Origin of the sequence: Ignisphaera cupida (assembly GCF_030186535.1) — an archaeon.
In the GTDB taxonomy this organism is placed as follows: Archaea; Thermoproteota; Thermoprotei_A; order Sulfolobales; family Ignisphaeraceae; genus Ignisphaera; species Ignisphaera cupida.
On the sequence record NZ_JASNVW010000001.1, the window covers coordinates 576,547 to 603,032 of the forward strand.

At 34.3% G+C, this 26,486-nt stretch carries 30 protein-coding genes; 8 read left to right on the top strand and 22 right to left on the bottom strand.

The window, feature by feature from the left end; translation table 11 throughout:
- Positions 1–5: 5 nt before the first annotated feature.
- From hisI to QPL79_RS03255, 9 genes are read right to left on the bottom strand one after another with little or no spacing between them, the layout of a single operon-like run.
- Positions 6–362, bottom strand: coding sequence for a phosphoribosyl-AMP cyclohydrolase (hisI, locus tag QPL79_RS03215; protein ID WP_285273336.1), 357 nt, complete (start codon positions 360–362; stop codon positions 6–8).
- Positions 359–967, bottom strand: a complete 609-nt coding sequence (gene hisH, locus QPL79_RS03220; protein WP_285273337.1) for an imidazole glycerol phosphate synthase subunit HisH — start codon at positions 965–967, stop codon at positions 359–361. Before hisH ends, hisI begins: the two co-directional genes overlap by 4 nt.
- Positions 964–1,248 carry a phosphoribosyl-ATP diphosphatase gene (hisE, locus tag QPL79_RS03225; RefSeq protein WP_285273338.1) on the bottom strand — a complete coding sequence of 95 codons (285 nt, stop codon included), beginning with the start codon at positions 1,246–1,248 and terminating at the stop codon, positions 964–966. The genes hisH and hisE overlap by 4 nt, the downstream gene beginning before the upstream one ends.
- Positions 1,241–2,440: a histidinol dehydrogenase gene (gene hisD, locus QPL79_RS03230; RefSeq protein ID WP_285273339.1), complete on the bottom strand. Its 1,200-nt coding sequence runs from the start codon at positions 2,438–2,440 to the stop codon at positions 1,241–1,243. Before hisD ends, hisE begins: the two co-directional genes overlap by 8 nt.
- Complete coding sequence (hisF, locus tag QPL79_RS03235) at positions 2,437–3,189, bottom strand: imidazole glycerol phosphate synthase subunit HisF (RefSeq protein WP_285273340.1); 753 nt, start codon at positions 3,187–3,189, stop codon at positions 2,437–2,439. Before hisF ends, hisD begins: the two co-directional genes overlap by 4 nt.
- A complete protein-coding gene (gene hisBd / locus QPL79_RS03240; RefSeq protein ID WP_285273341.1) occupies positions 3,186–3,770 on the bottom strand; it encodes an imidazoleglycerol-phosphate dehydratase in 585 nt (194 codons plus the stop codon). The genes hisF and hisBd overlap by 4 nt, the downstream gene beginning before the upstream one ends.
- Positions 3,763–4,458, bottom strand: a complete 696-nt coding sequence (hisA, locus tag QPL79_RS03245) for a 1-(5-phosphoribosyl)-5-((5-phosphoribosylamino)methylideneamino)imidazole-4-carboxamide isomerase (RefSeq protein WP_285273342.1) — start codon at positions 4,456–4,458, stop codon at positions 3,763–3,765. Before hisA ends, hisBd begins: the two co-directional genes overlap by 8 nt.
- On the bottom strand, positions 4,455–5,321 hold the full coding sequence (gene hisG, locus QPL79_RS03250; protein WP_285273343.1) for an ATP phosphoribosyltransferase: 867 nt from the start codon (positions 5,319–5,321) through the stop codon (positions 4,455–4,457). The genes hisA and hisG overlap by 4 nt, the downstream gene beginning before the upstream one ends.
- Positions 5,318–6,328, bottom strand: coding sequence for a pyridoxal phosphate-dependent aminotransferase (locus QPL79_RS03255; RefSeq protein WP_285273344.1), 1,011 nt, complete (start codon positions 6,326–6,328; stop codon positions 5,318–5,320). Before QPL79_RS03255 ends, hisG begins: the two co-directional genes overlap by 4 nt.
- Before the next feature lie 162 nt (positions 6,329–6,490).
- Here QPL79_RS03255 and QPL79_RS03260 point away from each other — a divergent pair, with 162 nt between their 5' ends.
- Positions 6,491–6,775: a hypothetical protein gene (locus QPL79_RS03260; RefSeq protein WP_285273345.1), complete on the top strand. Its 285-nt coding sequence runs from the start codon at positions 6,491–6,493 to the stop codon at positions 6,773–6,775.
- 71 nt (positions 6,776–6,846) lie between these two features.
- Here QPL79_RS03260 and QPL79_RS03265 read toward each other — a convergent pair whose 3' ends face one another.
- The 3 genes from QPL79_RS03265 to QPL79_RS03275 form a co-directional block, all read right to left on the bottom strand.
- The gene (locus QPL79_RS03265; protein ID WP_285273346.1) at positions 6,847–7,077 is read right to left on the bottom strand and encodes an ATP-binding protein; all 231 of its coding nucleotides are present in this window, start codon (positions 7,075–7,077) and stop codon (positions 6,847–6,849) included.
- Positions 7,078–7,080: 3 nt separating this feature from the next.
- Entirely contained in the window at positions 7,081–8,016 is a 936-nt protein-coding gene (locus QPL79_RS03270) for a DUF362 domain-containing protein (protein ID WP_285273347.1), read from the bottom strand.
- Positions 8,017–8,117: 101 nt separating this feature from the next.
- Entirely contained in the window at positions 8,118–10,295 is a 2,178-nt protein-coding gene (locus QPL79_RS03275; RefSeq protein ID WP_285273348.1) for a DEAD/DEAH box helicase, read from the bottom strand.
- Between the two features lie 148 nt (positions 10,296–10,443).
- Here QPL79_RS03275 and QPL79_RS03280 point away from each other — a divergent pair, with 148 nt between their 5' ends.
- On the top strand, positions 10,444–11,949 hold the full coding sequence (locus QPL79_RS03280; RefSeq protein WP_350309059.1) for an ArsB/NhaD family transporter: 1,506 nt from the start codon (positions 10,444–10,446) through the stop codon (positions 11,947–11,949).
- Here QPL79_RS03280 and QPL79_RS03285 read toward each other — a convergent pair.
- Both QPL79_RS03285 and QPL79_RS03290 read right to left on the bottom strand, forming a co-directional pair.
- Positions 11,944–12,348, bottom strand: coding sequence for a hypothetical protein (locus tag QPL79_RS03285; RefSeq protein WP_285273350.1), 405 nt, complete (start codon positions 12,346–12,348; stop codon positions 11,944–11,946). The two genes, QPL79_RS03280 and QPL79_RS03285, sit on opposite strands and share 6 nt — an antisense overlap.
- A 10-nt stretch (positions 12,349–12,358) precedes the next feature.
- The gene (locus QPL79_RS03290) at positions 12,359–12,691 is read right to left on the bottom strand and encodes a hypothetical protein (RefSeq protein WP_285273351.1); all 333 of its coding nucleotides are present in this window, start codon (positions 12,689–12,691) and stop codon (positions 12,359–12,361) included.
- A 72-nt stretch (positions 12,692–12,763) separates the two neighbouring features.
- On the opposite strand from QPL79_RS03290, the gene QPL79_RS03295 reads away from it, so the two are divergent.
- The 4 genes from QPL79_RS03295 to QPL79_RS03310 all read left to right on the top strand — a co-directional run bounded on the left by QPL79_RS03295 (position 12,764) and on the right by QPL79_RS03310 (position 17,400).
- Positions 12,764–13,081, top strand: a complete 318-nt coding sequence (locus QPL79_RS03295; protein WP_285273352.1) for a hypothetical protein — start codon at positions 12,764–12,766, stop codon at positions 13,079–13,081.
- Positions 13,082–13,129: 48 nt separating this feature from the next.
- Positions 13,130–13,588 (top strand): Lrp/AsnC family transcriptional regulator, encoded by a 459-nt coding sequence (locus tag QPL79_RS03300; protein ID WP_285273353.1) that lies wholly within the window; start codon positions 13,130–13,132, stop codon positions 13,586–13,588.
- Between the two features lie 62 nt (positions 13,589–13,650).
- A complete protein-coding gene (locus tag QPL79_RS03305; protein WP_285273354.1) occupies positions 13,651–16,752 on the top strand; it encodes a DEAD/DEAH box helicase in 3,102 nt (1,033 codons plus the stop codon).
- Positions 16,753–16,827: 75 nt separating this feature from the next.
- Positions 16,828–17,400 (top strand): hypothetical protein, encoded by a 573-nt coding sequence (locus tag QPL79_RS03310; protein ID WP_285273355.1) that lies wholly within the window; start codon positions 16,828–16,830, stop codon positions 17,398–17,400.
- Here QPL79_RS03310 and QPL79_RS03315 read toward each other — a convergent pair.
- From QPL79_RS03315 to QPL79_RS03330, 4 genes are all read right to left on the bottom strand, one after another.
- Complete coding sequence (locus QPL79_RS03315; RefSeq protein WP_285273356.1) at positions 17,397–17,852, bottom strand: Lrp/AsnC family transcriptional regulator; 456 nt, start codon at positions 17,850–17,852, stop codon at positions 17,397–17,399. The genes QPL79_RS03310 and QPL79_RS03315 overlap by 4 nt on opposite strands.
- Positions 17,833–18,171, bottom strand: coding sequence for a hypothetical protein (locus QPL79_RS03320; protein WP_285273357.1), 339 nt, complete (start codon positions 18,169–18,171; stop codon positions 17,833–17,835). The genes QPL79_RS03315 and QPL79_RS03320 overlap by 20 nt, the downstream gene beginning before the upstream one ends.
- Before the next feature lie 235 nt (positions 18,172–18,406).
- Positions 18,407–18,685: a hypothetical protein gene (locus QPL79_RS03325; RefSeq protein WP_285273358.1), complete on the bottom strand. Its 279-nt coding sequence runs from the start codon at positions 18,683–18,685 to the stop codon at positions 18,407–18,409.
- Positions 18,682–19,242, bottom strand: a complete 561-nt coding sequence (locus QPL79_RS03330) for a hypothetical protein (RefSeq protein WP_285273359.1) — start codon at positions 19,240–19,242, stop codon at positions 18,682–18,684. Before QPL79_RS03330 ends, QPL79_RS03325 begins: the two co-directional genes overlap by 4 nt.
- Positions 19,243–19,529: 287 nt before the next feature.
- On the opposite strand from QPL79_RS03330, the gene QPL79_RS03335 reads away from it, so the two are divergent.
- Complete coding sequence (locus QPL79_RS03335) at positions 19,530–19,898, top strand: hypothetical protein (RefSeq protein WP_285273360.1); 369 nt, start codon at positions 19,530–19,532, stop codon at positions 19,896–19,898.
- Positions 19,899–19,949: 51 nt separating this feature from the next.
- Here the strand turns inward: QPL79_RS03335 and alaS are convergent, their stop codons facing one another.
- The 4 genes from alaS to twy1 form a co-directional block, all read right to left on the bottom strand.
- Complete coding sequence (gene alaS, locus QPL79_RS03340; RefSeq protein WP_285273361.1) at positions 19,950–22,691, bottom strand: alanine--tRNA ligase; 2,742 nt, start codon at positions 22,689–22,691, stop codon at positions 19,950–19,952.
- 87 nt (positions 22,692–22,778) lie between these two features.
- Positions 22,779–23,105: a 50S ribosomal protein P1 gene (rpl12p, locus tag QPL79_RS03345; RefSeq protein WP_285273362.1), complete on the bottom strand. Its 327-nt coding sequence runs from the start codon at positions 23,103–23,105 to the stop codon at positions 22,779–22,781.
- Between the two features lie 101 nt (positions 23,106–23,206).
- Entirely contained in the window at positions 23,207–24,211 is a 1,005-nt protein-coding gene (locus QPL79_RS03350; protein WP_285273363.1) for an MBL fold metallo-hydrolase, read from the bottom strand.
- Between the two features lie 50 nt (positions 24,212–24,261).
- A complete protein-coding gene (gene twy1, locus QPL79_RS03355; protein ID WP_285273364.1) occupies positions 24,262–25,320 on the bottom strand; it encodes a 4-demethylwyosine synthase TYW1 in 1,059 nt (352 codons plus the stop codon).
- A gap of 168 nt (positions 25,321–25,488) precedes the next feature.
- On the opposite strand from twy1, the gene QPL79_RS03360 reads away from it, so the two are divergent.
- Positions 25,489–26,484: a hypothetical protein gene (locus QPL79_RS03360; protein WP_285273365.1), complete on the top strand. Its 996-nt coding sequence runs from the start codon at positions 25,489–25,491 to the stop codon at positions 26,482–26,484.
- Positions 26,485–26,486: the final 2 nt, after the last annotated feature.

Sequence of the window (26,486 nt, forward strand, 5' to 3'; positions counted from 1 at the left end):
ATTCTCTACAAAATTTCGCTATATCTTCGGTAAAAACAACTAAAGTTACCTGTGTGACACATAGGACCCATAGGCTTTACCAAAACAAGTACAGCATCCTCATCACAATCAATCTTAATATCAACAACAATTTGCAAATTTCCACTAGTTTCACCTTTCAACCACAACTTTTTTCTAGATGTTGACCAAAGGTGAAGATATCCTGTTGTAACTGTTTTTATCAAAGCTTCTCTATTCATAAATGCAACTGATAAAACCTCTTTTGTTTTATAGTCTTGCACAACAGCTATTACAGTATTATCCTCATGTCTAAACTTCAATTTATTAGCTAGTTTCTCTGCCTCTTCAATACTAAGTCTCATGTTTTCAACCACTTGGCTATTCTCTTAAGAAATTCAATACCATTTTTACTACTTTTCTCTGGATGAAACTGTACACCTATAACTCTATCCTTTAATATCATTGAAGGAATTATAGCAGAGCCATATTCGCTAATGAAACATATATTGTTATACTCATCAATGTAAGCTGTGTAGCTATGCATAAAGTACATGTATTTTCCATCGAAATCGAGAAATGGTCTGCATTTCTCATTATTCACATACCTTATTTTATCCCAGCCTATGCGAGGCAACTTTGAATTTGTTTTAATTTTGTCTATATAGCCTTTAAACCATCCCAAGCCCTTATTTTTTTCTCCACCTTCCAGGCCATACTCGAACATTACCTGCATTCCTATGCAAATACCTAAGAATGCTACACCACTTTTCTTAAGCTCATTTATAACATCAACATATCTTGTCATATATGTTGAAACAGCCTTGAAAGTACCAACACCTGGAAAAACAATTATATCAGCATGTCTTTTAGGCTCGAGCTCTATGGAAACTTCGAATCCTACTTTCTTCAATGCATTGTATATGCTATATATGTTTCCAACACCATAATTTATTACTACTGCCTTCATTTTTTCATCCTCGCCTCAAGCTCCGTACAAACATCATCTATAGAAACGTTGTTTATAGCCATGAATACTAGCATGTGGTATATAAGATCTGCTAATTCTTCAACAATCCTTTTCCTATCTTCCGATAGAGATGCCACTATTGCTTCTACAGCTTCTTCTCCAAGCTTTCTAGCAACATAGCCTCTGCCTTTACTAGCCAGTTGAGCAGTATAGCTTCCAACAGGTTTCTTCTCTAACCTGTCTAATATGATTTTGTATAGTTTTTCAATTGTTTCACACATGTCTCATCACAATACTTTTTGCATGAAAATCAAAACCCTCATACCTGGCCAGAGTTTCTGCAGCTCTTAGAATCTTTTTATCAATGTTTTTATCATCAAATAAAATAGCTATTGGCTTAAGAAAATCATAAACTGTTAAAGCTCCTCTAACTCGTGACCATCTATTCGTTGGTAGAATGTGATTAGGACCTATATAATCTATTAGTGCTGGTGGAGAGGTTCCAGCAGAAATAGCACCTGCATTATCAATACTACTAAGAACCTTGTATGCCTCATTTATATGCAGAGATAGATGCTCTGGCGCAAGTTCATTCGCAATTGCAAGTGCTTCTTCAAGTGATTCAACAACATGTATATAGAAAGTCCCTTTAGAATCTTTAATCAAATTTTCAACAGCTAATGCTAGTTTCTGCGATGTTGTTATAAGCACTATTGGGCTTTCTAAACCATGTTCAGATTGTGCCATCATGTCTAAGGCAACTTGATTTGGATCGGCAGATTCATCAGCAATAATAACAAGTTCTGTAGGACCCTCAACACCATCTATTCCAACAACATCTCTAACTATTATTTTTGCTGCTTGAACATATATGTTTCCGGGTCCAACAATCTTGTCTACTTTCTTTACGGTTTCAGTGCCATAAGCCATAGCAGCTATTATTTGAGCTCCACCAACTCTGTAAATGCTTTGAGCATTTATCAACTGAGAAACGTATATTATGGCAGGATCTACGCAACCAATTTTATTTGGGGGCGAAGCAACATATATTCTATGTACCTTTGCTACTTGAGCTGGAACACCAGCCATTAAAAGAGTTGATGGATAGGGCTTTCTACCTCCTGGAACATATATTCCGACACTACCAATAGGTTTCCACATTATCCCTAGCTTTACACCACCTAATTCTACCTGAAAATCCCTTGGCTTAAACTCTTCATAAAATTTTGTGAGAAGCTCATATACCGTATCTATAGCGTTTTTTACTTCATTATCTAAACCTTCAAGGCATTTAATCTTTGCATCAGAGCCTAATTCAACACTATCAATGTCAACTCCATCAAATTTCTTTGTGTACTCAATTAATGCTGTATCACCTCTCCTCCTAACATCATCCACTATCTGCCTAACATAACTTAAAACACTACTAACATCGTACTGACTTTGCTTTGGAATACCATGAACAACAGTCATAGTCTCACCTCAACACCTTTTCCATGAAGATACATTTTCAAGTCCCTAATTCTTATAACACCATCGTGAAAAACTCCTGCAGCCAAAGCAGCATCGGCTTTACCAATTGTTAAAACCTCGTAGAAATGCTCCATGACTCCAGCACCACCACTAGCTATAACGGGTATTGAAACAGCTTCTGCTACTTGCTTTGTCAACTCTATTTCGTAGCCGATACGAGTTCCATCTCTATCTATACTTGTTAATAGAATTTCTCCAGCACCTAGTCTTTCAACAGTTTTTGCCCATTCAATAGCATCTAGACCGGTATTGACAGTAGCTGATTTTGTAAATACTAAGTATTTATTTCCAATCTTCTTAGCATCAATAGCTACAACTATTGATTGCGAACCAAATTCGCTGCTAGCTTTAGTTATTAAAGATGGGTTCTCAACTGCAGCAGTATTAATGCTTACTTTGTCAGCTCCACTTGAAAGAGCTTTTGAGATATCATCTAGCGATTTTATGCCTCCACCAACAGTAAGAGGAATTGTTAAAACACTTGCAGTATCTTTAACAACTTTGAATAAGGTTTCCCTATTCTCAAGAGATGCTGAAATATCAAGAAAAACTATTTCATCTGCGCCTTCCTCTTCATATCTTGATGCAAGTTCAACAGGATCTCCCTTATCCCTTAAATTAATGAAGTTAACTCCTTTCACAACTCTACCATTTTTAACATCTAGACATGGTATAATTCTCTTAATCACTTCAAAACACCCTTTAAACTCTTTATAGAGCCTCCAACCACTCTCGTTGCATCATATAAGGCTATGCCAAGACCCTTAAAAATAGCTTCAACAACATGATGATCATTAAGCCCCTTTAACTTAATAACATGAATTGTTATTCCAGATCTCTTGGCCAGGGAATCTATAAAGTGACTAACATTTTCTAGTGACAGCCCTCCAATAGCTTCTCTAGTAAAGTTTAGCTCTATAAAGGATCCACCTCTACCAGAGATATCAACAGCTATAAGTATTAGGGCATCATCCATTGGTATTATTTGATGTGAAAACCTTTTCACACCTACTCTATCACCTAAACACTTATCTAGTGCGTTACCAATTGTAATAGCTGTGTCTTCCACAATGTGATGATCATCAACACGTTTTTTCTCCTCAGTCAAGATACTTGCCCTTGAATTCATATATACAAACATTGTTTCAAGCATGTGGTTAAAGAATGGAATTGGTGTACTTACCTCAACATCACCTGGTTCATCTAGATTAAACTCAACTAAGACTTTAGTTTCCTTGGTTTCTCTAACATCTTTACAGACCCTAGACACTTTTCACACCCCATAACCTCCTATTATACAACGCCATACCAACAACAGCATAATCTATGCCAAAACTCTTCAGCTCATACAAATCATTTATAGATGAAATCCCACCTGCATATTCCTTAATACCCTTGACTATACTAGCAAAGATCTTCACATTCCTATCTATACCTTTTTCACTGCCTTCATACTCAACATATGTGAATAAAACTCCTTTAACATTGTAATTGCTAACATCATTCAAGGCGTCATAAATTTTCACAGCTTTTCTACTCCAACCACCTATCCTCACACTATAATCATTATCATAATCTAAAGCAATTATCACTTTATCACCTCCAACAACACTTAAAATTTTTTCAAATTCATTTCGATTTGTGAAGAAAATTGTTGAAATAACTACTGCTGATGCACCATATGATATCAACCTAGATGCCTTATCAGCATTTCTTATACCACCACCAACCTGAATCCATTTAAATCCCATTTTGCAAAGCTTTTTCACAATAGACTCGTTGTCTCCACTACCTTCAGCAGCATCTAAATCAACTATATGTATATATTCATAACCTGCCTCAAACAATTTATTTCCAACTTCTAGTGGATTTCCCAAAACAAGTTCTGTACCCTTTACACCTTTAACTCTTTTTACAGCTACACCATTACTTATATCTATGCTTGGCACTACAATCATTTAATCACCTTCTCAATATCAACTACAACAATGTCTCTTGCACCAAGTTCAAGAACCTTTGATACCACCTCTGGTATAGAGTCTTCGTCAACAACTGTTATAACCTCCCACGCATCACCCTTGCTTAGTCTTGTAACAGCTGGTGCAAGCATTGCTGGTAAAGTTTCTAAAACCTTGTCTAGACTCTCACTAGGAACATTCATGAAAAGCATCTTCTTATTTCTACCTTCTATAACACCTTTAAGCATTGTTATAACAATCTTAATTAAATTAGCATCTTTGCTTAGAATCCAATCCTTTCTTGCAACAACCACAGCTTGAGTTTCTAAAACAGTGTCTATAGGCTCTAAACCATGTATCTTCAATGTAGTACCAGTACTCATAACATCTATAACAGCATCTGCTGCTCCTAAATAAGGCATAACCTCTGCAGCACCGCTAATCTTAACTATTTTAGCTCTTAGATTACGTGACCTTACATATTTAAGAGCAATATTATAGTACTTCGTAGCTATTCTAACTTCTTTACCACTTTTTGCCAACTCTTCAACACTTTTAATGCCTAAAGTCTGAGGTACGGCAAAAACTATTTTTGCTTTCCCGAAGTCAAGCTTTAGAACCTCCTCAACTTCTGCACCACTTTCAACAACATAGTCATGTCCTGTAATTCCCAGTGATGCACCACCACCTTCTATAATGTATGGAATATCCTCTGGTCTAACCATTATAACCTCAACATCTTTCCAATTAGTTGAAACAATCAATGCCCTCTCATCAACAGAGAAAAGCTTTATCCCAGCTGCACTAAGTAATTCTATTGTTGGTTGTTGCAATCTACCCTTATTCGGAATTGCTATTCTCATAGAATCTCCCTCAGAAGCTTAATAATCATTTCAACATTTTCCTCATTTCCAATACTAACCCTATATAAATCATCTGCTACTCTCTTTATGGCTATACCAAATTTTGCAAGATACTTATCAAGCCTTTCGCTATTTTTAACAAGCAAGAAATTGGCATAGCTTCTATAAACCTTAAATCCCATGGTCTTTAATTGTAGATATAGATAATCACGTAACTGTTTAATTTTTTCAATTATATTCATATGATAATCAAGATTTTCTAATGCAGCTATTCCAGCAGCTAAAGAGGGTGTTGATATATCGAATGTTGTCACCACTTTCACAATGTTACTTAAAACATCTTTATCAGCAATTACATAACCTAGTCTAAACCCGGCAAGACAAAATGCCTTACTTAAACTTCTTACTACAATAATATTTGGATATTCATTAACAAAATCAGCAACGGTATAACCACTAAATTCATAATAGGTTTCATCAACAATTACAAAGCCCTTGGTATTTAATGCAATGGCTTCTAGAAACTTCTTGTCTCCTTTAATTATAGCGTTACCAGTTGGATTATTAGGATCAACAAGTACAACTAATGAAGCCTCTTTAGCCAACTCAATTAATTTGTTCATATCCGCAACCCATTCATCACCATATTCAATCAAATCAACGCTTATTCTTCTTAACCCCATAAACTTTGCATAGATTTCAACCATGCTAAAGGTGGGTTTAACAAATAATACACTATCTCCTGGATCAGTAAGAGATAAGAAAAGTGTTCGTAAAGCTGCATCAGCTCCTGGAAATGGATAAACATTCTCAATACTAAGACCGTTGTATTCTGCCAATAATTTTCTAAAGTAATTAAACATGTGCTTATTTGGATAGTAATTGCATTGATTTAATACATTTACAACAGCTTTAATTACATGTTCTGGTGGATTATAAACACATTCATTTAAATGTAATCTAATAGGCTCTTCAACTTCTTCATACTGATAGTTTTCAGCATTCAAAACTCTTTTCTTTAATTTCTCATAAATATTTATATGTGCAATCCAAGACCCCTTTCAACTAAAACTTTATCAATTTATGTTTTGCTCTAATTTAAAAGCTTATAGCAAGCAAAAGTCATAAAAGTATATATTCTAGAACGAATTATTATAATCTGTGAGAAAATGTCTTCTAAGGAGATATCTCGTGAAGAATTAATAGATTTAATACTTGCCAATAATATGCTCGATCAATTTATAGCCTGGTTAAGACTAAGGGGTTTAGATAGTGATCCTGTATCTCTAAGAGATATAGACTTGAAATATTTATACGAGTTTGCATTAGAGAAAAAACTTTTAACAGAGGATGAACTTGAACAAGATGAGAAGGATTATAATTCAGAGCTTGAATATTCTATAGAGAAGAAAATAATTAATGTAAAGCCTAGAAAAATTAGAAGAAAAACATAAACAATTTCCATATCATCTTGATTTAACTTTAGACGTGAAAAGATATTCTATGTCCTACATTAATTTGAGTATTATGTTCTTTTGTAAAATCTCGTATAAAATGCATAAACATCTCTAGGGGTAATAGTGATAGCATTAGTTGAACACTTAACTATACATGCTCTACATCCAACACATGCATCTTGATTTACTGGTACAGCTTTTTTATTTATAATTGCAAATACCTTGTTAGGACATGCTACATAGCATTGCGCACATCCAATGCATTTGGATGTGTCTACATATACCTTATAACCTGCCAAAGACTATACCTCCACGAGATCATATTCCATGTTACCAAGACCTTTTCTGTGAGCAGCTTCTACTTGTATGTATGGATCTTTGCCATGAATTATAAAGAACTTGTTATCACCAGGCTTCAAACCTGCTTTCTCGCCTATAGATCCTGGCACTACTGGGGCATTATTTATCAAGTCAAGCGTTGCTTTCTCTAATGCTACAACATCCTCAGATGCAAGTATTCCTATATCAGGTACTATTGGAATATCAGACCAGGGTGCACAATCACAAGTTGGTTGAACATCAAGGACATAGTTTATGTTGTACACCTTATTTGGCTTGTTTAAAATTACAGCATGAAATGCATCTGCCAAACCCTCTTGAAATGCTCTACCTATTTGATCCTCTCTTTCAAGGTTGTGTATAGCTGATCTTGTATTTGGTCCTGTACACCCCATCGAAACATTCTTTATAGCTCCTCCATACCCAGATGATGGATGACCTTTTGAATGAGCAAAGTTTATCAAGACATCAGCATAGTAAACAGCAGAACCCACTTCAATTTCTGAAACTCTCAAAGGATTTGGTACACGTACCTTTACCAAGTCTGTTTCCTTTATTCCCGATACAGGTAGTGCTACTGCCCCAATAGTTTCATAGTTATAGCCGTTTTCTAAACCAACTATAATATGCCTTAGTCCCCATGTATCTGTTATAAATGGTATTCCACCAAGTTTCTTCACGTAATCAACTAGTACTCTAACGAATATTGGTCTGATTGTCCTATAACCACCATGCTCCATGTCGCCAACATGAATCTTTATAGCTACAATGTTTCCTGGAGTAATCATGTTTTTTAATGGACTTGCTTCTAAAAGATTCATAAATTTGTATGGTAGAGAATAAGCCTTGTCAATTCTCTCCAGCTGTGCTTTGGCAAATAATACTTTTGATTTGGCCATAATATATCACCATAAGATTGAGACTAGTCATGGAAATGTATCTATATTTTAAGATGTGGTAAAGTTAAAAATTTTTCCCTTATAAAACCTTATAACAGAAATCATATTATATCTTTCATTTTTCTTGCTTCTTCAACTATTTTCTTCCCCCAACCATCACCGAATAATCTTATTACTAAGTTCTCCTTGTTTAAAACATCTTCAATGCTTTTAATGCCACTATTTATCATCATTCTTGCCCTGACTCTGCCAACGTATCTTATTTTTACAAGTTCTAAAGCATCTTCTTTAACACCATGTTTAACTCTTTCAACTAGTTTAAAGAGCTCTTTGGAATGTGTTACCATGTTAAGTGTTTTTGCTATTACAGCTGCAGAATACGTTAACCATTCACCATTTTCTCTAATCACTCTTAAATCACCTGCTTCTATACCATACTTTTCTATAATTCTTCTTTCCGGAACCTCATTAACCCAGTCAGTCAGTATAAGACCTATCATAACTCCTCTCATCCAATCTATTCTTTGATCAATGAATACCTGCTCCAAATCTTCATCAGGTAACTGCTTCAAAAGAACATAACTATCTATCAAGTCGTAATAGGCTTTTCTCACACCTCTACCAATATTCACATCACTGAAATCAGGTGTCATGCCAATTAATGAAAGATAGTACAGCTCTGATGCTTTCTCATTTCTTTTAAGACCTTCAACAATTATAGTTGTTGTCAATGGGTCTATATAAAGCATTGTTGTTACTAAACCAAGTTTTGTAGCCTCATAAACAACATTGTTTACAACTTTTCTTTTTGTAATCATGCTAAGATCTTCAAGAAGTTCTAATATGTTGTTTATTTTTTTGTTTAAAATCTCTTTACCCATCTTCATGGCTGCAAAAGTATTTGAAAAGAATAGCTGTATATCATTCAATGTGTTAGCCTCTTTAGATGCTATAACAGCTAGAACATGTTTTCTTAAAGCAGATTCGCTTAATAGAGTAGAATTTATTGGTTCTGGAAATCCACGTATATAATATTCGGATTCTCTCATACTCTTAACATCTTTAGCAGTAACAACAATTCCATAGGGATCATACTGAGGTCTACCAGCTCTACCAGCAAGTTGTTTATATTCTAAAACGCTTATCTTCTTTCTACCACCCCCACTATAGTAATAAACATTTACAATAACTACTCGCGCAGGTAGATTAACCCCCATTGCAAGTGTTGGTGTAGCAGCAAGATATTTTATTATTCTCTCCCTAAATGCATTCTCAATTATTCTTCTAGCTTCTGGCGTTAACCCAGCATGATGATAGGAGACACCACATTTAATCAAGTGTTCAAGCTTCTCATACTCAAAATCTGGCAACTCTACTTTCATTAACTGAACCAACTCCTCTAACCTATTTCTGTCATCACTAGTCAAATACTCACACACAACACTGCTATACTGCTCAGCAAGCTCTTCAACACCTCTTCTAGAATATTTGAATTCTAAAACATTGAAACCCTCTTTAACTGCTTTTTCAATCCAATAACGCGTAACATCACTAACAACAATAGGTGAGCTAGCATTATTTATGTTCCCTGGCAAAAACATTGCATATGAGCCATCACTTAACCTATAAGTAATCACTTCATATAATTTCACAGGTCTCCAAGAAGACTTTACAAGTTTTGCTTTTAACCAAAGAGCAATTTCTTCAGGATTTCCCACAGTTGCTGAAAGTCCAATTACTTGAATGCCAAGAGTCTTAGCCCTTGTAAGTATCATTTCAACAATATGTCCCCTACTTTCATCACCAAGCATGTGAAGCTCATCAACAACAATAACACCAACGTTTTTTATCCAATAAGGTCTTCTTCTCAATATAGAGTCTAACCTTTCATATGTAGTAACTATGATGTTGTATCGACCAAGTCTCTCAACCTCTTCCTCAGTAACTTCATAGTCTCCCATCGATATTCCTACTCTAGCACCATACCTCTCCCAAAAAGAAAACTCAATGTATTTCTCATAAGCCAAAGCCTTTAAAGGTGTTGTATAAACACCTTTTAATCCATTCAAAAAAGCATTAATAAGAGCCATTTCTCCAATCAAAGTTTTTCCACTAGCTGTTGGAGCACACACAACAATGTTATCTCCTTTTAGAAACCCAGATTCCAAAGCCTCTACTTGAGGAGGTGTAAGCACCCTATACCCTTTTTCCTTTAAACCCTTCACCATAATACTTCCAAGAACATACTCGTAATTATCTATTGTTACCGATTCCAGCACCTTCTTCACTTCAGCTAAGTTTTTAACTTCTCTTAAGATTTTTAAGTTACAACCTTATAAATTCGAAAATAAATTGAGTGAACGTCTACGTGATCAGCATATGAAAGTGACACATAAAATAATTGTTATACTTGTCTTAGTGCTTCTAATGTCTTTTGTATTCATGTATTTTATTCGCATAGGAAACGATGAAATAGGATTGAAAATGGTGAAGCAATGGTGTAACGAGCGAGGTGAAAGTAGTACTACTGAAGTTTCTTGCTTAAATATGATTAATTCTCTTCATGAAATAATTAAACAGACAATAGCTTTGGCGCTTTTCTTCTTTGTTATAGCATTAACAATTATTAGAATGGAGTGGCGTACAAGTGCAGCAATACTAGCTTTAATTCCATTGCTGGTTACCGGTGTAGCACCACCACAATATCTTATAAATGCTGTTGCATGGGATTTAATAGTATTCCTAATAGGTTCAATGACCCTTGCAGGTATTTTAAGGGAATTAGGTGTTTTTAGATATTTAGCTTTAAGAGTTTTGGAGATTTCAAAAGGTAATGCTATTATTCTAATCTTGCTTATTTCACTTATGGCCTTCTTTCTTTCAGCTGCATTAGGTGAAGTAACAAGTATTATCTATGTTACTATGCTTGTTTTCGAAATTAGCAGAATTGTTCATGTGGATGCTGTACCATTGATTATCTTATCAGTTTTAGCCACAAACACAGGTAGCACCGCCTTGCCTATAGGCAATCCCATAGGTGTGTACATTTTATTTGAAACGAATATGAGTGTAACTCAATTCATAAAAAATGCATTTCCACTAGCATTAATAGATTTAATTGTGTTAGTATTAGTTCTACTCTTCATTGAGAGATCAACCATGAAAGAATTGATTGAAAAGATTATGAGGTCTAAACATAGAATAGAAGCTTATATATCAAGTCAAAGAATTGAATTTGGCTCTAATAACAAAGCATATTCTCGATTAAAAAGAATATATATAGGTTTAGTAATACTCATCTTATTTATATTGACCGTAGCGTTAAATGATGTTATCACCCAAGGCTTGTCAAATGTACTTAAAATTTTTGTAGATCCACATGCTTCTCTATCCTTTATTCCATATGTATTCATAGCAATAACTTTAATCTTGGCAATTCCTATGGAGGAAATATCGAGATTTATTGAAAGATCTGTGGAGTGGTCTTCATTATTATTCTTCATATTCCTGTTTATGTTTGGCTATACACTTACATATACTGGTGTTATGACTAAGCTAGCCTATGCTTTTTCCCATATAGGATTGGCTCCTCTTACACTTTTAGCCTTGATGCTATTCTCATCAGCTCTTCTCAGCTCTGTTCTCGATAATCTTTCTGTTATAGTAGCGTTTACACCAATAGCTATGACTTTTAATGGCATAGGATTGATAGGTAATCAAATATACTTTGCGCTGCTTTTTGGTGGTGTTTTTGGAGGTAACTACACACCTGTAGGCTCTACAGCAAATATAATTGCTGTTTCTCTTGCTGAAAAGAGGAGAATCAGAATTACTTGGGGTAAGTGGCTCAGAATTGCCTTAGCAACAACAACACTGCAAATTATAGTGGCACTTTCATGGCTTTACATAGCAAGTTATGTTCTACATCTATAGATGGTAGTCAATGGGTTTTTGTTGTGTCTGTTGTGTTTGTGGCGGTGGTTGCACCGGCGGTGGCAAGCCCATTTCTCTTGAAAGTAATGAGATTATTGGTAGCGCATAGCTGTAGACAGCAAGTATTAGTGGATATGGTATAGAACCTTTTTGAAATTCTTCACCAAGCACCTTAGCTTCATCAGCATTTATTGGAGATACCATTACAACACCTTTTACATCAATAGAAGCTACTGGTGGATTACAATCAATTTTTATTACAAAGCCTAGGACATAATTATTATCTCTCTTCTCCGGTTTGCCAAACATCAAATTCATGTTTATGTTTAGTTGAGGTACTGGTTCTAAGCTATACCTTTCAGCTCTAACACCATCAATTCTAAACCCAAGATTTGGCAAAAACATCACCCTACTTACTAGCTACATCCTTATTTCGCTGGTTAATGGGTATAAATGCTATTGCGTAGACATCGTTTCTAGGTGACTCAGCTTTTAACACAAGTCCTTTGCCAAGCTCAGACCTCAATATTATATCATTTAACATTTTTATATCTGAAAATTCCACATATTGTGGAGAACTATTAGTACATACAATATCAAAATAGTTCTTTAACTTGCTATCACTAATTATATTGCTACACCCATTAAGATAATTTATTATTCTCTTCAATATCTCATTTATGTTTTTTCCGTAGATTATATATGCCTGAAACTTTGAAACATCATCATCATTAATTATCATAAGTGTTCTATCCCATAAACATAGTTTGTATAAGGATATAAAGCTTTATTTGAAAATTAGATATGTGAGATGATGCAAGAAGATCTTAGTAAAAAGCTTTTAGAAGTTCCAAGTGATGTGCTAAAGGAGATTGAAGAATATGAGGAAACTATGCATAGTCGTAGAACTAGCAAAAGAAGAAAGTATCCAAGCAATGAGGATATTGTTAATGCTATAAGGAATGTTACAGGTGGTGTTGTGAATAGACACAATATTGATTTAGTATTTGATGCAGTGAAGCAATATTTAGAGGAGCAAGGTTTTGATACTTCAGCATTAAATGAGTCGAGATTCTGGAGACTTTTATCGAGTTTAGTTAGAAAAAATGTTATAAGAACTGAATTAGAATAAGATTCAAAATTTAAATAACTGCTATATTTTGCTCATTGGCGTGAAACCTTGGGTATAGAACTTGATGATTTAGACAAAAATATTATAAATATGCTTATAGAGAATTGCAATAGAAGTGTAAGAGACATTGCGAAAGCCGTTGGAAAGTCTCCATCACTTATTTTGAAGAGGGTGAAGAGACTTTATGAAGCTGGTTTAATTAAGCGTTGTGAGGCTTCTATAGATTATTCTAAGCTTGGATATGATTTGATGGCGCTTATACTTTTCAAGGTTGATGGTGCACATATAGAAGATGTTGAACAAGAACTAGCTAAAGAACCTAGAGTCAGAGGTGTATATGATATAACAGGAGAATTTGATATAGCAGTGCTAGCGTTGTTTAAGAATGTGAATGATTTGAATTCATTTATAAAAAGAGTTCTCAAAAACCCATATATTAAGGAAAGTGTAACCAGCATCATATTTAAAGCTGTTAAAGATGAGAAAAACATAGAGTATTTTAAGTGATGAGTGTGGTGGGCTCTGATTGGTGATGTCATGAATCCTCTCTGATTCGAGGCGATTTTAATATGAACATTGTTGATAGTGAGGAATTTCTCAAAAACCTTGGATATGAGTACATCAAAAAAATAGAGCCTTCTGAAGAACCTGCAACAATGAACATACTATTCAAAGACATTATACCAGAATTTGAAACACATGGTATTTGGCTTGCAAACAAGTCTTTGTACGATCATCAACTTAAAGCACTAGAGGCTTTGATGAATGGCAATAACCTGGTTTTGATCTCTGGAACAGGTTCGGGTAAGACCGAGGCTTGGTTTCTTTACTTCTACAAAAAATTCAAGAATGATGATTTTACTGTAGTAGCTGTTTACCCAACACTGGCTTTGGCCAATGATCAAATAAATAGAATATCAATGTACTGTAATGCTATAGGAGCTAAAACTATTTTGCTCGATGCTGTTAATAGAGATGAAATGCTTAAGAAACTTGGACCAAATGGTCTTAGAAAAGCTATTGCTGAAGCTGATATAGTTGTTACGAACCCTGCTTTTCTTTTTCATGAGTTCAAAAAGTATTTGATTAAACCACAAACTTCACTTCTTCATAGCTTGTTTAAGAAAGTTGATATGATAGTATTCGATGAACTTGATTTTTATACTCCAAGGGAAATTTCTTTATTGCTCGCTTTAATAGAAATTCTTGTTGAAACCTGTGACAAGAAACCACAGATAATTGTTTTAACAGCTACACTAGCTAATCCAGATGAGATGTGTACATATCTTAAAGATAAAACTGGCAGGGATTGTATCGTTGTTGAGGGTAAGCCATTCAAAGTTGAAAACAGACTTTATGTAATACTTGGCAAGAACATACAAAGTATTTGGGAAAAGATACGAAGTTTGAGAAATTCTATTGTTAAAAGAGATGTTCCAGAGGATGTTATAAAAGCTTTAGATGATTTTGATTATTTCAAGAAGAATGCAATCAAAGTTTTGCAATTTCTTGAAGCCCTAGGAGTAGAAACTCCTTCAATTTCTGTAAACATATATGAGATTTTGTCTAGGTATATAAATGATGATGGTGTAACACTGGTTTTTACAAGAAGTATTGCAAGAGCAGATGAAATTGCTAAGGCAATGAAAGAAATTGTTGGCAATAAAATTGCTTCGCATCATCATCTAATTTCAAAGAATCTTAGAAAAAATATTGAGGAAAAGGCGAGAAAAGGCGAAATTAAGATTATTGTAAGTCCTAGAACGCTTATGCAAGGAATAGACATAGGAACAATAGTTAGAGTTGTACACATTGGTTTGCCAGAAAATGTTAGAGAATATCTACAAAGAGAAGGCAGAAAAGGAAGACGTAAAGAAATACCATTTACAGAAACAATAGTAATACCATCTTCGCGGTGGGACTGGGAGCTTTTTTCAAAAGGTTTTGAAGCATTTGAAAAGTGGGTTTCACTACCACTAGAAAAGGCTATTATAAACCCTGAAAATAAATACATCAAGTTGTTTAAGGGCTTAGCAAAAATTTTAACGCCTTGGTATAGACAAAATCTTACAGAAGAAGAACATGAATCTCTTGTAAATGTTGGTGTAATTAAGAAGGATGGTTCAATAAATATTCAAAAAGCTCAGTGGATTTGGGAGAGAATAAATTTCTATGAATTTGGCCCTCCATATGGCATTAAAAGATATTTAGAAGTTGAAGAAGGATTTCTCAAACCTATAGAGCCTATAGGGCATTGTGACCTTGTTGAAAGATTTCAAATTGGTTGTATAGATCCTTCAGAGGATGCTATGGTTATTAAAATTAATGGGGGGAGAAACTCAAGGATTGTGAGAAGTGTTGTAGAAAGACCTTTGTCAAAAATAAATATTTTCTCTCATGATGCTCTTGCTGAAGCTTTTGAAGAGTATAAATACATAAAGATGAAGTGGGGAGAAGATATATCTTTTTTAAAAGATATTGCTAGGGGAAAACTCCACAGCTATGTGCTAGCAACAGTATATACTCCTAGAAATGGATTTGGAGAATTAAAGAAAATTCCAAACAGAGTTTTGTGGCATCTAATTTCAAGTAAGCCAAGAATTGTTAAAATTGGTGAGAAATATTATGTAACCTATGACAGAAAGGTTATTTACGTTCCTGTTACTACATTTGGTGAATACAGAGATTATACTTATGGCATGTTATTTGATGTTGATGATAGAGAGGATTCTGTGTTGCTGAGGCTGGGGCTAGCATATCTCATGATAGTTCTTAGAAGAATTTTTGGAATACCTTTTGAAACTATAATGTATAGTGTAGAGAAAATAAGTGAAAAGAAGTTTTTCTCTCTTCACGAGCCAGAATCCGCAGGTATTTTAGAGAAAATGGATTGGAACAATGTTAGAAAGGTTCTTGAGCAGTACAATTCTGATGATCTCGACTTCGTGCTGCTTTCACAACTTGATGAAATAGCTTATAGTGATTTGATCAGCATGGGAATAGACTTCTCAACACTGAAAGAAATCGCCATGAGAATTATTGATTATATCACCTTAAAAGATAGAATAGAGGCTGTATTTAATAATAAAAAAGTTGTTATTCCTAAGCCAAGCAAAGCACTCAAATATATTGCTTTAGAGGCTACATCAATTATCTTAGATGATGAGCCGTTGCCAAAGGTTTTAACAAGCGTAGCATATTTTGATGGTGAAGAAGAAAAAGCTGTTGCTGATTTTTATGTGAAATACCCCTTCACACCACCACCAATATCTCTTAGAGAATTCGAAGAGAAAATTGAAGAAGCAATATACTATTCTGATTTCAGACTTCTGGTATTTGATAAAGAGACTTTAATTAATGAACTAAATACGGCTAATTTGAAGAGGTTGGCTAAAATTGTTAAGGAGAATGCCATTGAGACTAGACAAGAGTTACTTAAACTAGGTTTTAACACACCATCTTTGCTCACAATAATAGATAACATAAATATTGAAGACCCAAAATACAAAGATCTTGCCACAAAGTTATTGAATTCTTATAGAAAGTTTCACGAAGAATATACAAGGGACAAGAAAGGTGTCTCTATGGAAAGCCTTAGAGATTTCACCATGGTAAGATCTAAAATGGTTTATATAACCTATTTAATTGCTTTATCGATAAGTACTTCATAAACTTAAAACTTATAGACTTTGTAAATAAACATATAGTATGTACATAGCCATGGATAGTGGAGCAGGTGAAAAATAGTGAGCAAAGACCTGTTTTTTAAACGTCTTGATAGTTCATCTCCACATGGAATATACTTTTATGATGATAGAATAGGTATGTGGAAATTGTTGAGAAGTGATGGAGGTGCTTTTGAACCTTTCGAAAAAGGTGTGTATGTGATATACTTTGACAACGCTAAGTGCTCTGCATGTAGAAGATATGATGAAATTTGGTACCCATTTGTAGATAAATGGATAAAGGAAAAGGATAAGGGATTTAAATTTGTGATAGTTTTTTGTGATTGGTTTGCACGAGAATGCAGGTCAAGTGCTGCTGCAGAAACTTTTAAGAAATTTGATGTGCATGCATCACCTACAACAATTGTGCTTTATGTTGATAACAACAATACTGTCAAGTATCAAGAAAAATATGAAGGAGTTATGTATGAATTTGAGCTTAAGCTAATTCTTGAAAAATTTGAGGAAAGAGCTTTGAAGGCTATGAAGGGAGAAAAAGTGTCTCCTCCAATATCAAAAGAGAGTGGAAAATCTTTAGAGGATCTTATAATGCAGATATTGAAAGCTTTGACGTTAGGTGAGAAGAAGGATTAGTCTATGTAAAATCCCTTATCAAGTTCTTTCACAGTTTTCAATACAATAGCAGGACAAACTCTTTTTACACCATCGATATTTGCAAGCTCTTTATGTATCTTGGCCATCTCAACTTCATCTCTAGCCCATATAATTGACATTAATGGATGATCGCCTGTTGTAAGCCATAAACCCCTTATATATTCCTTATTTTTAATTACTTCAATTACATTGAATAACTTATCAGGATCAACATCAATTCCAGTAATGGATACAACTCTAAATCCTAGATTGCGAGGATCAACAACTATGGTATATCTCTTAATGATTCTACCCTCTAACTTTTTAACCCTTTTAATAACTGCTACATCACTTAGTCCAAGTTCTTTTGCAAGTTCTGTATATGTTGCTCTAGCATTTTCAGATAATTTTTCAATTAATTTTTTATCTTTCTCATCGAGTTCTTCTGTCAAGAGGCTTCACCTCTTTTATCTTAAATACACCAATTCTCCAGGAGCTCTCACTATCCTCAGGCTCTAAAATTTTATCTAAATCCGCTTCAATACCAACATCTTCAAGAGTATATTTAAAATCTTCTATCCAATCATTAACTCCACAGGTATAGCAGAAATGCCCCTTAAACAAAGCCCACACTTCATTATCATCGCTTTTCAGTATCTCTATGTGGGCTTCTTTACCTCGATAGCTATTATACAATTCAGCTGCTTCACTTACCAAATCTGATATATTTTTAGATTCTTTGCTTATTCTAAATTTATTACTTTGAAACATTTTATTTCAATATTATATTTTTCAGCTAGTTTATAGTCTTTTCCAATTTGACATATTTAGTTTAAAGAAATTATGTAAAATGAGTTTTGATATGTCATAAAATGTTTTATTAACAATATTTTATAATGTTTTTCTGCTACAAGCATTGATGTAACAAAATAAATTAAGTTCTAGGCATTACAACACTAAACAGTATTGATATATTGATATAACTGAAAATGAAAATGCATCTGTGTTAGTCACAGCTACACCTACATGTTTCAATTATTTTTATAAAGGAATCCAATTTCTTTTCAGAAAGTTTCTCTAAAACTATTGGTATATACTCCAGTGGAAACATGTATAAAGAGCCACTAATTTTTATTCCTTTCATATCTTTTACCATTCCCTTAGATCTATATCTTCTGCCCTTTATTGTAACAACAGCTCCATTCATGATCCTATATATCTTCATTTTAACATTTCTTGGAGTATCTCGAGCCACTTGTATCAAGGCATATCCATAGCACTTCAATGTTTTTCAACCTCTTCTAAACACAAATCCTCCCGACAACGCATACTTGCTTCAGTTAAGATATTTGCAGCTACCTTACTTCTTTGTAACATGTTCATTATTCCCCTCAACAAATTTCCACGAACCCTTAAAAGTGTTTTTATATATTCCATCAACTCAACGTTGTTACTATCTTTTAATTTCTTCAACAATTTCTCTATACATTCATCAACATGAATAAGCGCTGTTGTTGAATGTTTCAAGGCACACCATATGCTTTCCCACGACGATCTAATATTAACATTACCACTCTTCATAGCCTCTAGCTTCTCTATCACAAACATTACTTGACCAACAATCTTTCTCTGCTCTCTAAAGCTATCAATAATGTCTCCAAATATCGGTGTCCCAACATTAGAATCAGATTCTATCAGATGCTGCTCAACATGGTTGAGGTGGGCAATAGCATAAATAAATTCTTGTATTAGAGCCTCCTCCCAAACAGCCAAATCTTTTTTCTCCTCAACGACTTTTTGCAATTGTTTTTGCTCAGATTGTGATTCAATTTGCAAACTCATAGTATATACCTACATTTTTATGAAAAAGTTTGCATAAAAAATTTGTTGCTAAGTTAATATATTTAACTGCACTCGACTCTAATAACCACTAAAAATTTGACAATGATCTTAATGCTTATCTTTACTCAATTATATTTCTATTCATGTAATAATACTGATTTTTCATTCACTATATACAGATGGATTTCCTAAATAACAGAACCACGGCTACAACTTATTTGCTGATAATTGTAGCAAGAAAAAATAATAACTGGGTACGTGTTTTGGTTACTCCAAGGTAGATTTAAATGGACATAACCACAATTTTAAGTGCTAAAGGAGGTATTGAAAAGACTATGGGTGATGTTCTTAGGGTTTTATGGTTATATAAGCGTTTGTGGTTAACAGAAATTTGTATGGAGATAGAAGGCATGAATGCAACACTAAAAGAGAATATACCCAGCTACGATGATGTGAGAAGTGCTGTGAAGGAGTTAAGCAATAAAGGATATGTTCAAATGGAAAAAGGCATTAGAGGCTCGTTGCTGCATGTTCGTGGTGTAGAAGACTATCTTGTAACACTCAATGAAAATCCAGAAATTGTTAGTGCCTTGACTGAAGATAAAAAGCTTTCTGAGTATATAAGAATAAAGTATAGCATGTTTAAAGCAACATAGAATACAATGTTTTTGTAAAACCATAGAATATTTTCTTTTAATAAACTTCTATCATTTTGTCATCTCTTTAATAGCCTCTCTTACGATATTTTCAGCATCTTTTACTGAAGCCTCTACCACACCAGTTACATGATCTCTTTTTCCTCCTGCTTTTAGCAAAACCTTCTTAGATATAACCTTAGCAAATTCTCTTGCATCAACATATTTTTCTGCTTCCCTGCCAAGTGATATCTCTATAAACGTTCTATTATTCCTAGGCTGTAAAACAATAAGCACAAGCTTAGGGTCTTTCTCTATAGCCTTTACAATAACACTTTTTAGAAGTTCCTCATCGGGAATTTCTGGCTTCAATATAAATACTTTAAAGTTACCCAAATCTTCACTATTCTTAATTATTTGCTCTATTAACAAACCCTCATACATTATTCTATAAGATCTAAGCATATTTTCTAGCATCTGAACTTGCTTTACTATACTTTCAGCCCTTTTATCAACATTTTCAATACTTGCATCTAGCATGCTAGAAATACTTGAAAGCTTGTTTTCAAGTTGTTTTGCGTAATCCGATAATGCTGTTCCTGCTACAAACTCAAATCTTATTACACCATCAGCTATTTTCTCTACATTTACTATCTTTATTGCCCCCACCTCCATAGTGTTCCTAACATGTGTACCAAAACAAGCTTCTACATCCCAGTTTGGTATTTCAACAACTCTTATCGTTGGTGTCATGGGTACTCCACCTTGGTATAGAACAAATCCATATTTTTTCTCAGCCTCATTTCTATCCATATATTTTACACTAACATTCAATCCCATATCAATAACACTATTTGCAATTTTTTCTATTTCTTCAATTTCTTTTGGTGAAGGCATTTTATAATGAGTTACATCAAGTCTTGCCTTATATTCTGTTTTTTCTGCTCCAGCTTGCCAAACATGATCTCCTAGAACATTTCTCAATGCACCAAGAATTATGTGAGTAGCTGTGTGATGTCTCATTCTTCTGTATCTCACACTCCAATTGATTTCACCTACAACTTCCATACCACTTGTCAATCCTTTAGAATCTTCAACAATGTGTATAACCACATCCCCAACTTTTTTAGTATCAACAACTTTGTATATGCCCTTATCTGTCTTTATGTAACCAATATCACCTAGCTGACCACCACCCTCAGGATAAAAAGCTGTAGCATCTAGAACAACATAGTTTTTATAAACATCTATGACCTTAGCTTTAAACACTCTTTGATAGGGATCCTCATGGAAAAGTTTCCTAGTTGGTGGTAGCTTCTCAGCCCATTCAACAACATCCCTAGGAAGCTTAACTTCTTCAAATTCTCGGACAACCCTTGGTTTGCTGTGACGAGAAGCTACAAGAGAATAGAAGTTGCTTGGAATTTCAATTTTCACTCCATATCTTTTCTCAATTTCTTGAGATACAATATCTGGTGGTAAGCCATGAGAATCATAGAGTTCTACAAGTTCATCTATAGATGGAGTTCTTTTAACATATTTTTCAACAATTGAAGAAGCCTTTGCTATTATTTCTCTAAACTTCTCCTCCTCTATTTGAATAATTTCAATTATTCTATTCTTATACTTAATCATATGCGGATACATATCTCCCCAGTAATGTAATTGCTTAGCAACAAGCTCAGCAAGTGGAATGCCAACACCTAATTTGCTTAATCTTCTAAGGGTTCTTCTAATAACTAGTCTTGCTAAATATCCTTCACCACTATTGGAAGGTACAATACCATCTGCTAACATCAATGCAATGGTTTTTGTATGATCTAGTATTGCATAGACATCAAATACGTTTCTTAGTTGATCCCAAGCATCATTTTTATTAATGCCAAGACTTGTTGAAACAATTTCTAATACCTTGTTAAAATCCTCCTTCTTGGTTAGGTCATAACGTCCTGATGCCTTGACTAAGGCATATAAAATCTCTTTATCTGGTTCTAAAATATTTAATGCTTTATGAAAGTCTTTAACAAGATCTCCATAAACAGCATGAAAAGCTGTTGGAGTTTTTTGCAAAAACCAAGCTATTCTCTCTATGCCATATCCCGTATCAACAATTTTTAAAGGCAATTCCACGTAATTGCCATTCTCATCAACCTTAAACATCATAAACACTAGTGTAGCAAGTTCCAGCCCCCCAACAGCAACCTCAAAACTAGGACCTGCATTTCCTCCACCTTCCCACCAAGACTCTTTAAATGTTATCTCATCCTCAGGTATTCCAAGCTCATCAACAAAGAACTCCTTAGCAAACTCAACTGTTTCATCAACCCAATAAATCTGTTTAGTTGGATAGTTAAATGCATGGTGACCACCCATTATGAAATTTGTTAGATGTCTCCCCATGGTATATCCAACAGCATCAATATCTTCTAGTCTTATACATGGCTGTGCAATTACAAGTGGATTTGCTGGTGGATCCACAATTCCTGATGTGACATGAGGCTGAAAAACAACAATACTTGCAATTGTTAAATATAGATCCTCTCTCCACCTTGCTACAACAGGTCTAGGCTCTACAATTTCATGCCCTCGTTTTTTGAAAAATTCTATGAATAAATTTCTTGCTTCTCTGTAACTCAAAGTTCTTTTAGTCTTTATATCGAAGAATGTATAATCTGTACAGGGTGCATCTCCGCAGTTGTCTCTATCTACTACGCTCCAAAAGTCAACCTTGCAATACTTACATTGCCTCCTTCTATATCCTCTTTCATTAAACATTTTAGTGACATAAATAGATGGATTTATAGGCTTTACCATAAATGCTTCATCAACTAAACATTATTGTCATAAATAAAACACATTGTTAAATTTTATATGACTCTACTTCGTAATTAATTTCTTGTTTTAGCCAAAGAGCGCTGATAAACCCTCAGCCAACTGCTCCTCAGAAACACCCTCCTTCTTCTCCTCCTTCTCCTCAACCTTCTGAGGCTGCTGAGCCTGCTGAGCAGCTGCAGATTGTGTAGCCTGTACTGTTACAGGTGCTACTGGCATGGCAAATGAGGATTTTAGCACATCATCTATGTTTATCTCCTTTACTGCAGCAACAAGTGCTTTGAGTCTTATATCATCTATTGCTATACCTGCTGCCTCTAAAACTCTTTTGATATTATCTTCTGAAATATCTTTTTTTGCTGCATGAAGCAGGAGGACTGCATATATGTACTCCATTTCAAGCACCTCTTAATTACATCTCAGCTTATTATAGTGACCCGCTCTTATAAGTTATTATTAAGCTTTCAAAGAATTTTTATTTATTGTAATTAAGTATCCTAGAAAATTGTTTTTGGCATAACCATAGATTTAATACCTAGCTGCTCCTCAACAATGGATGCAAACTTTTCTGCATATGAGCTTCGAGAAGCATCTACTATTAAAAGATGTGGTTTTGATTCATCAACATAATAGATAATATCATTAAAATCTGCATGCCCACTTATTCCAACAATCCACGTGTTACTGGAATTTAGTCTATATATTGTTTTTGCGAATCTTCCTGTTAAAATTATGTGGAAAGAGGTATTTCTGTAGTTTTTTGCAGATGAAATATGGTTTACCTCTATGAACCACCCAGTTTTTCTAACTTCCTCAGATTCTCTGGATCCTGATGGAAAAACATCTTGAATTCTATATCCATACCTTTCCAAAACCCTATGAACTTTCCAATGCGAATGTGATAAAAGAAATGGTGCGTCAATACCATATTCACGAAGCTTCATCATAACTTCGTGGGCTTTTCCATAGTATGCATACATAGATATAGAGCCCTGACTAAGCAATTTTTTAACAAGCTCTACAAATTTTTGCCATATAATATCTTCCCCTTCCCTAACATATATTGGATCACCATAAGTAGCATCTATAATAAGTACATGAGGCTCCTTTATAATCACTGTTTTGCTTCCAGGATTCTTGAAGTCTCCCGTATAAGCAAGTAATATACCCTCTTTCTCAACACTCACCTGTGCCGAACCTGGTATGTGATCAGAATAATAGAGCCTTATTCTAATGTTTTCAAATTCTAAAAGCTGATCATAGTTAAGTGGTAGTTTCTTAATCTTTGGAATAGAATAGCCGAGAACATCCAGAAGATCAAGCGTTATTGGAGTTCCTGAAATATGTTTACACAGTAATAAGCTTTTGCTTAAATTTACTGTGTGATCACTATGAACGTGAGTTACAAATCTTATGAAGCAACCATTTGAGTGACCATCTATACAAATCTTATTGAAAAATACTATAGCTCCACTAGCATCTATAGCAACATTTTCTAGCATTACAAGAAACCTGCTGTTAGTTTCTTATAATAATCTTATACATTGAAAGTCTATAAAACCTTATCTGCTTCTCCATATTCACCAGAATTTTCATCGCCTATATCAATATCATTCCATGAGATAGGTGGATTGCCATATCTTATAATAGGCTTATCTAATTTTGATAAGAGCACTACCCTGCTTGGAATGCTTTCAGAAACAACATTATAACCTATTTTACTTCCCAAGAGCTTTGCAATTTCTTTAACTTCATTATGAGATGGCATTGCATTACGTGAAAGTCTCGTTATAGAAGCTCCTATGTGCATATATGCCTTAACTTCTACAAAAGTTGGTTGTGCAATGTTTAAAAGCTTGGCCCATGCCTCTACAGCTTTCTCATTCATATTAAAACCTCTTACAACTGTTATTCTCACAACTGTTGGTGATGTGAAACTAGGTAAAAGTTCAAGTGTTTCTAAAGTTTTTTTCCAAAGATTTTTAGATATTGGATTATTGAAATAAGCATAGCTTTCAGAATCATAAGACTCTAAAGAAACATAAAGCTGTGTGGGCTCTTCATCCAAATTCGCTAGAACATCAGGTCTAATACCCCTCGTAACAAGAAACGTTGTTAAACCCTTCTTGTGAAACTCCTTTATTAACTCCCCTAAACGTGGATATAGTGTTGGTTCGCCAGTTAAGCTTATAGCTACATGCTTTGGATTAAGAGATTCCTCAAACATTTTCTTATCAACACCAGGGTATTTTCTATATCCACTTACTGTTCTTCTATGTTCCTTTACAGCCATTTCAACTAAAAACCGAGGATCATCCACATTCTCAGGAAACTTAAACCATATTTCATCCCATTGATCCTTAGATCGATAACGCCAGCAATGAAGACAATAATTCCAGCACCAAAGAACAGATGGCGAGAATTGTATGCACCTATGAGATTCTATTCCATAGAATTTAGCCTTGTAGCAAAATGCTTTTTCTGTTAGAGCTTTATGAACCCAGTAACACTTCTTTACAGCGCTATGCGCACCTATAATATGATATTTTTGTTTTCTAAGCACATTTAGGGCTTCTGAAAGTGGATTTAAAGTCCTATAACTTGCTTTCATTCTTGGATTCACTTTAATAATTAATACTTAAGTTACTTTAAATCCCAATGTGCTCTATACTATAGCGTTTTAGAAAATCTCATCTTCATTATTATACGATAATTGTTTATAAGGTCTTAATATTGTATAGTATTATTAGAGGTATAATAAGCGTTTATAGGTGCTATAATGACTGTAAGAGCTGTGGTGATATATCATGGTGATTGTGATGGTGTTATTTCAGCAGGTCTGTATATAAGGCATTTTCTACTTGACTATGTGCCAAACAATATTATGCTGAAATTTTCGCATCCCTGGCGTTTAAATGAAGATTTAGAAAAATCAATTAAAAATTTGAATACAATAGAAATTCTCATACTACTCGACTTAGCCATAGGGGTAAATATTGCTAATAAGCTTAGAGAAATTGTGAAAAGAAATCCAAGCATAAATATTGTTATCGTGGATCACCACTTATCATCTACATCAGTGTTGAAAGAACTTCAAGAACTTAGCCCAAGAATTAAGGTGTTGTGGAATAAGGTTCAGTCAACGCCAGAGGTTCTAGCAATAAATGTAATAAGAAATCTAAATGAATTCGAGCAGGTTTTAATCAAAGTAGCAAATGTTTGTGAAGGTGGTTCTACAAATGAGCAGCATGTTCGTGAAATTGCTGATAAGATAAAGCTTGTTTTAGCAGTTGAACCAACTAATGAGCAGTTAATTAGGGGTGCTGTTGAGGCTATTGTAAAAGGAATTGAATTCTGGAATTCCAGAGAATTCAATGAGAAGTACTCTAAAGCTAAGTGGCTTTTACATACTCTTTTAAAGAGGATTGAGGAAAGGGTAGAAAATGTGTGTAATTGGAATATAGCCATCTTTCGTGCAGCAGAATCGATTATATATGCAGGTCTTTTTGGAATAGCTTCATCTGAATTCATTAAGAAAATTAGACAAAATATGTTGATAATAAGAGAAGAAAGAGAGAAAATAGTATTAACTGTTCGTACAACAAACGATCAGGCGCTAGAATTTTGCAAACTTTTTTCATCAAAGTATGCTAATATAGCTCATATTACTTATGGAGGACATAAAGAGGCTGCTTCCATGACTATAAAAATTGATAAATCCTTAGATGACTTTGCTACAATAGTTAAAAACTTCATCAGGGAAAAGTTTTGTTGATG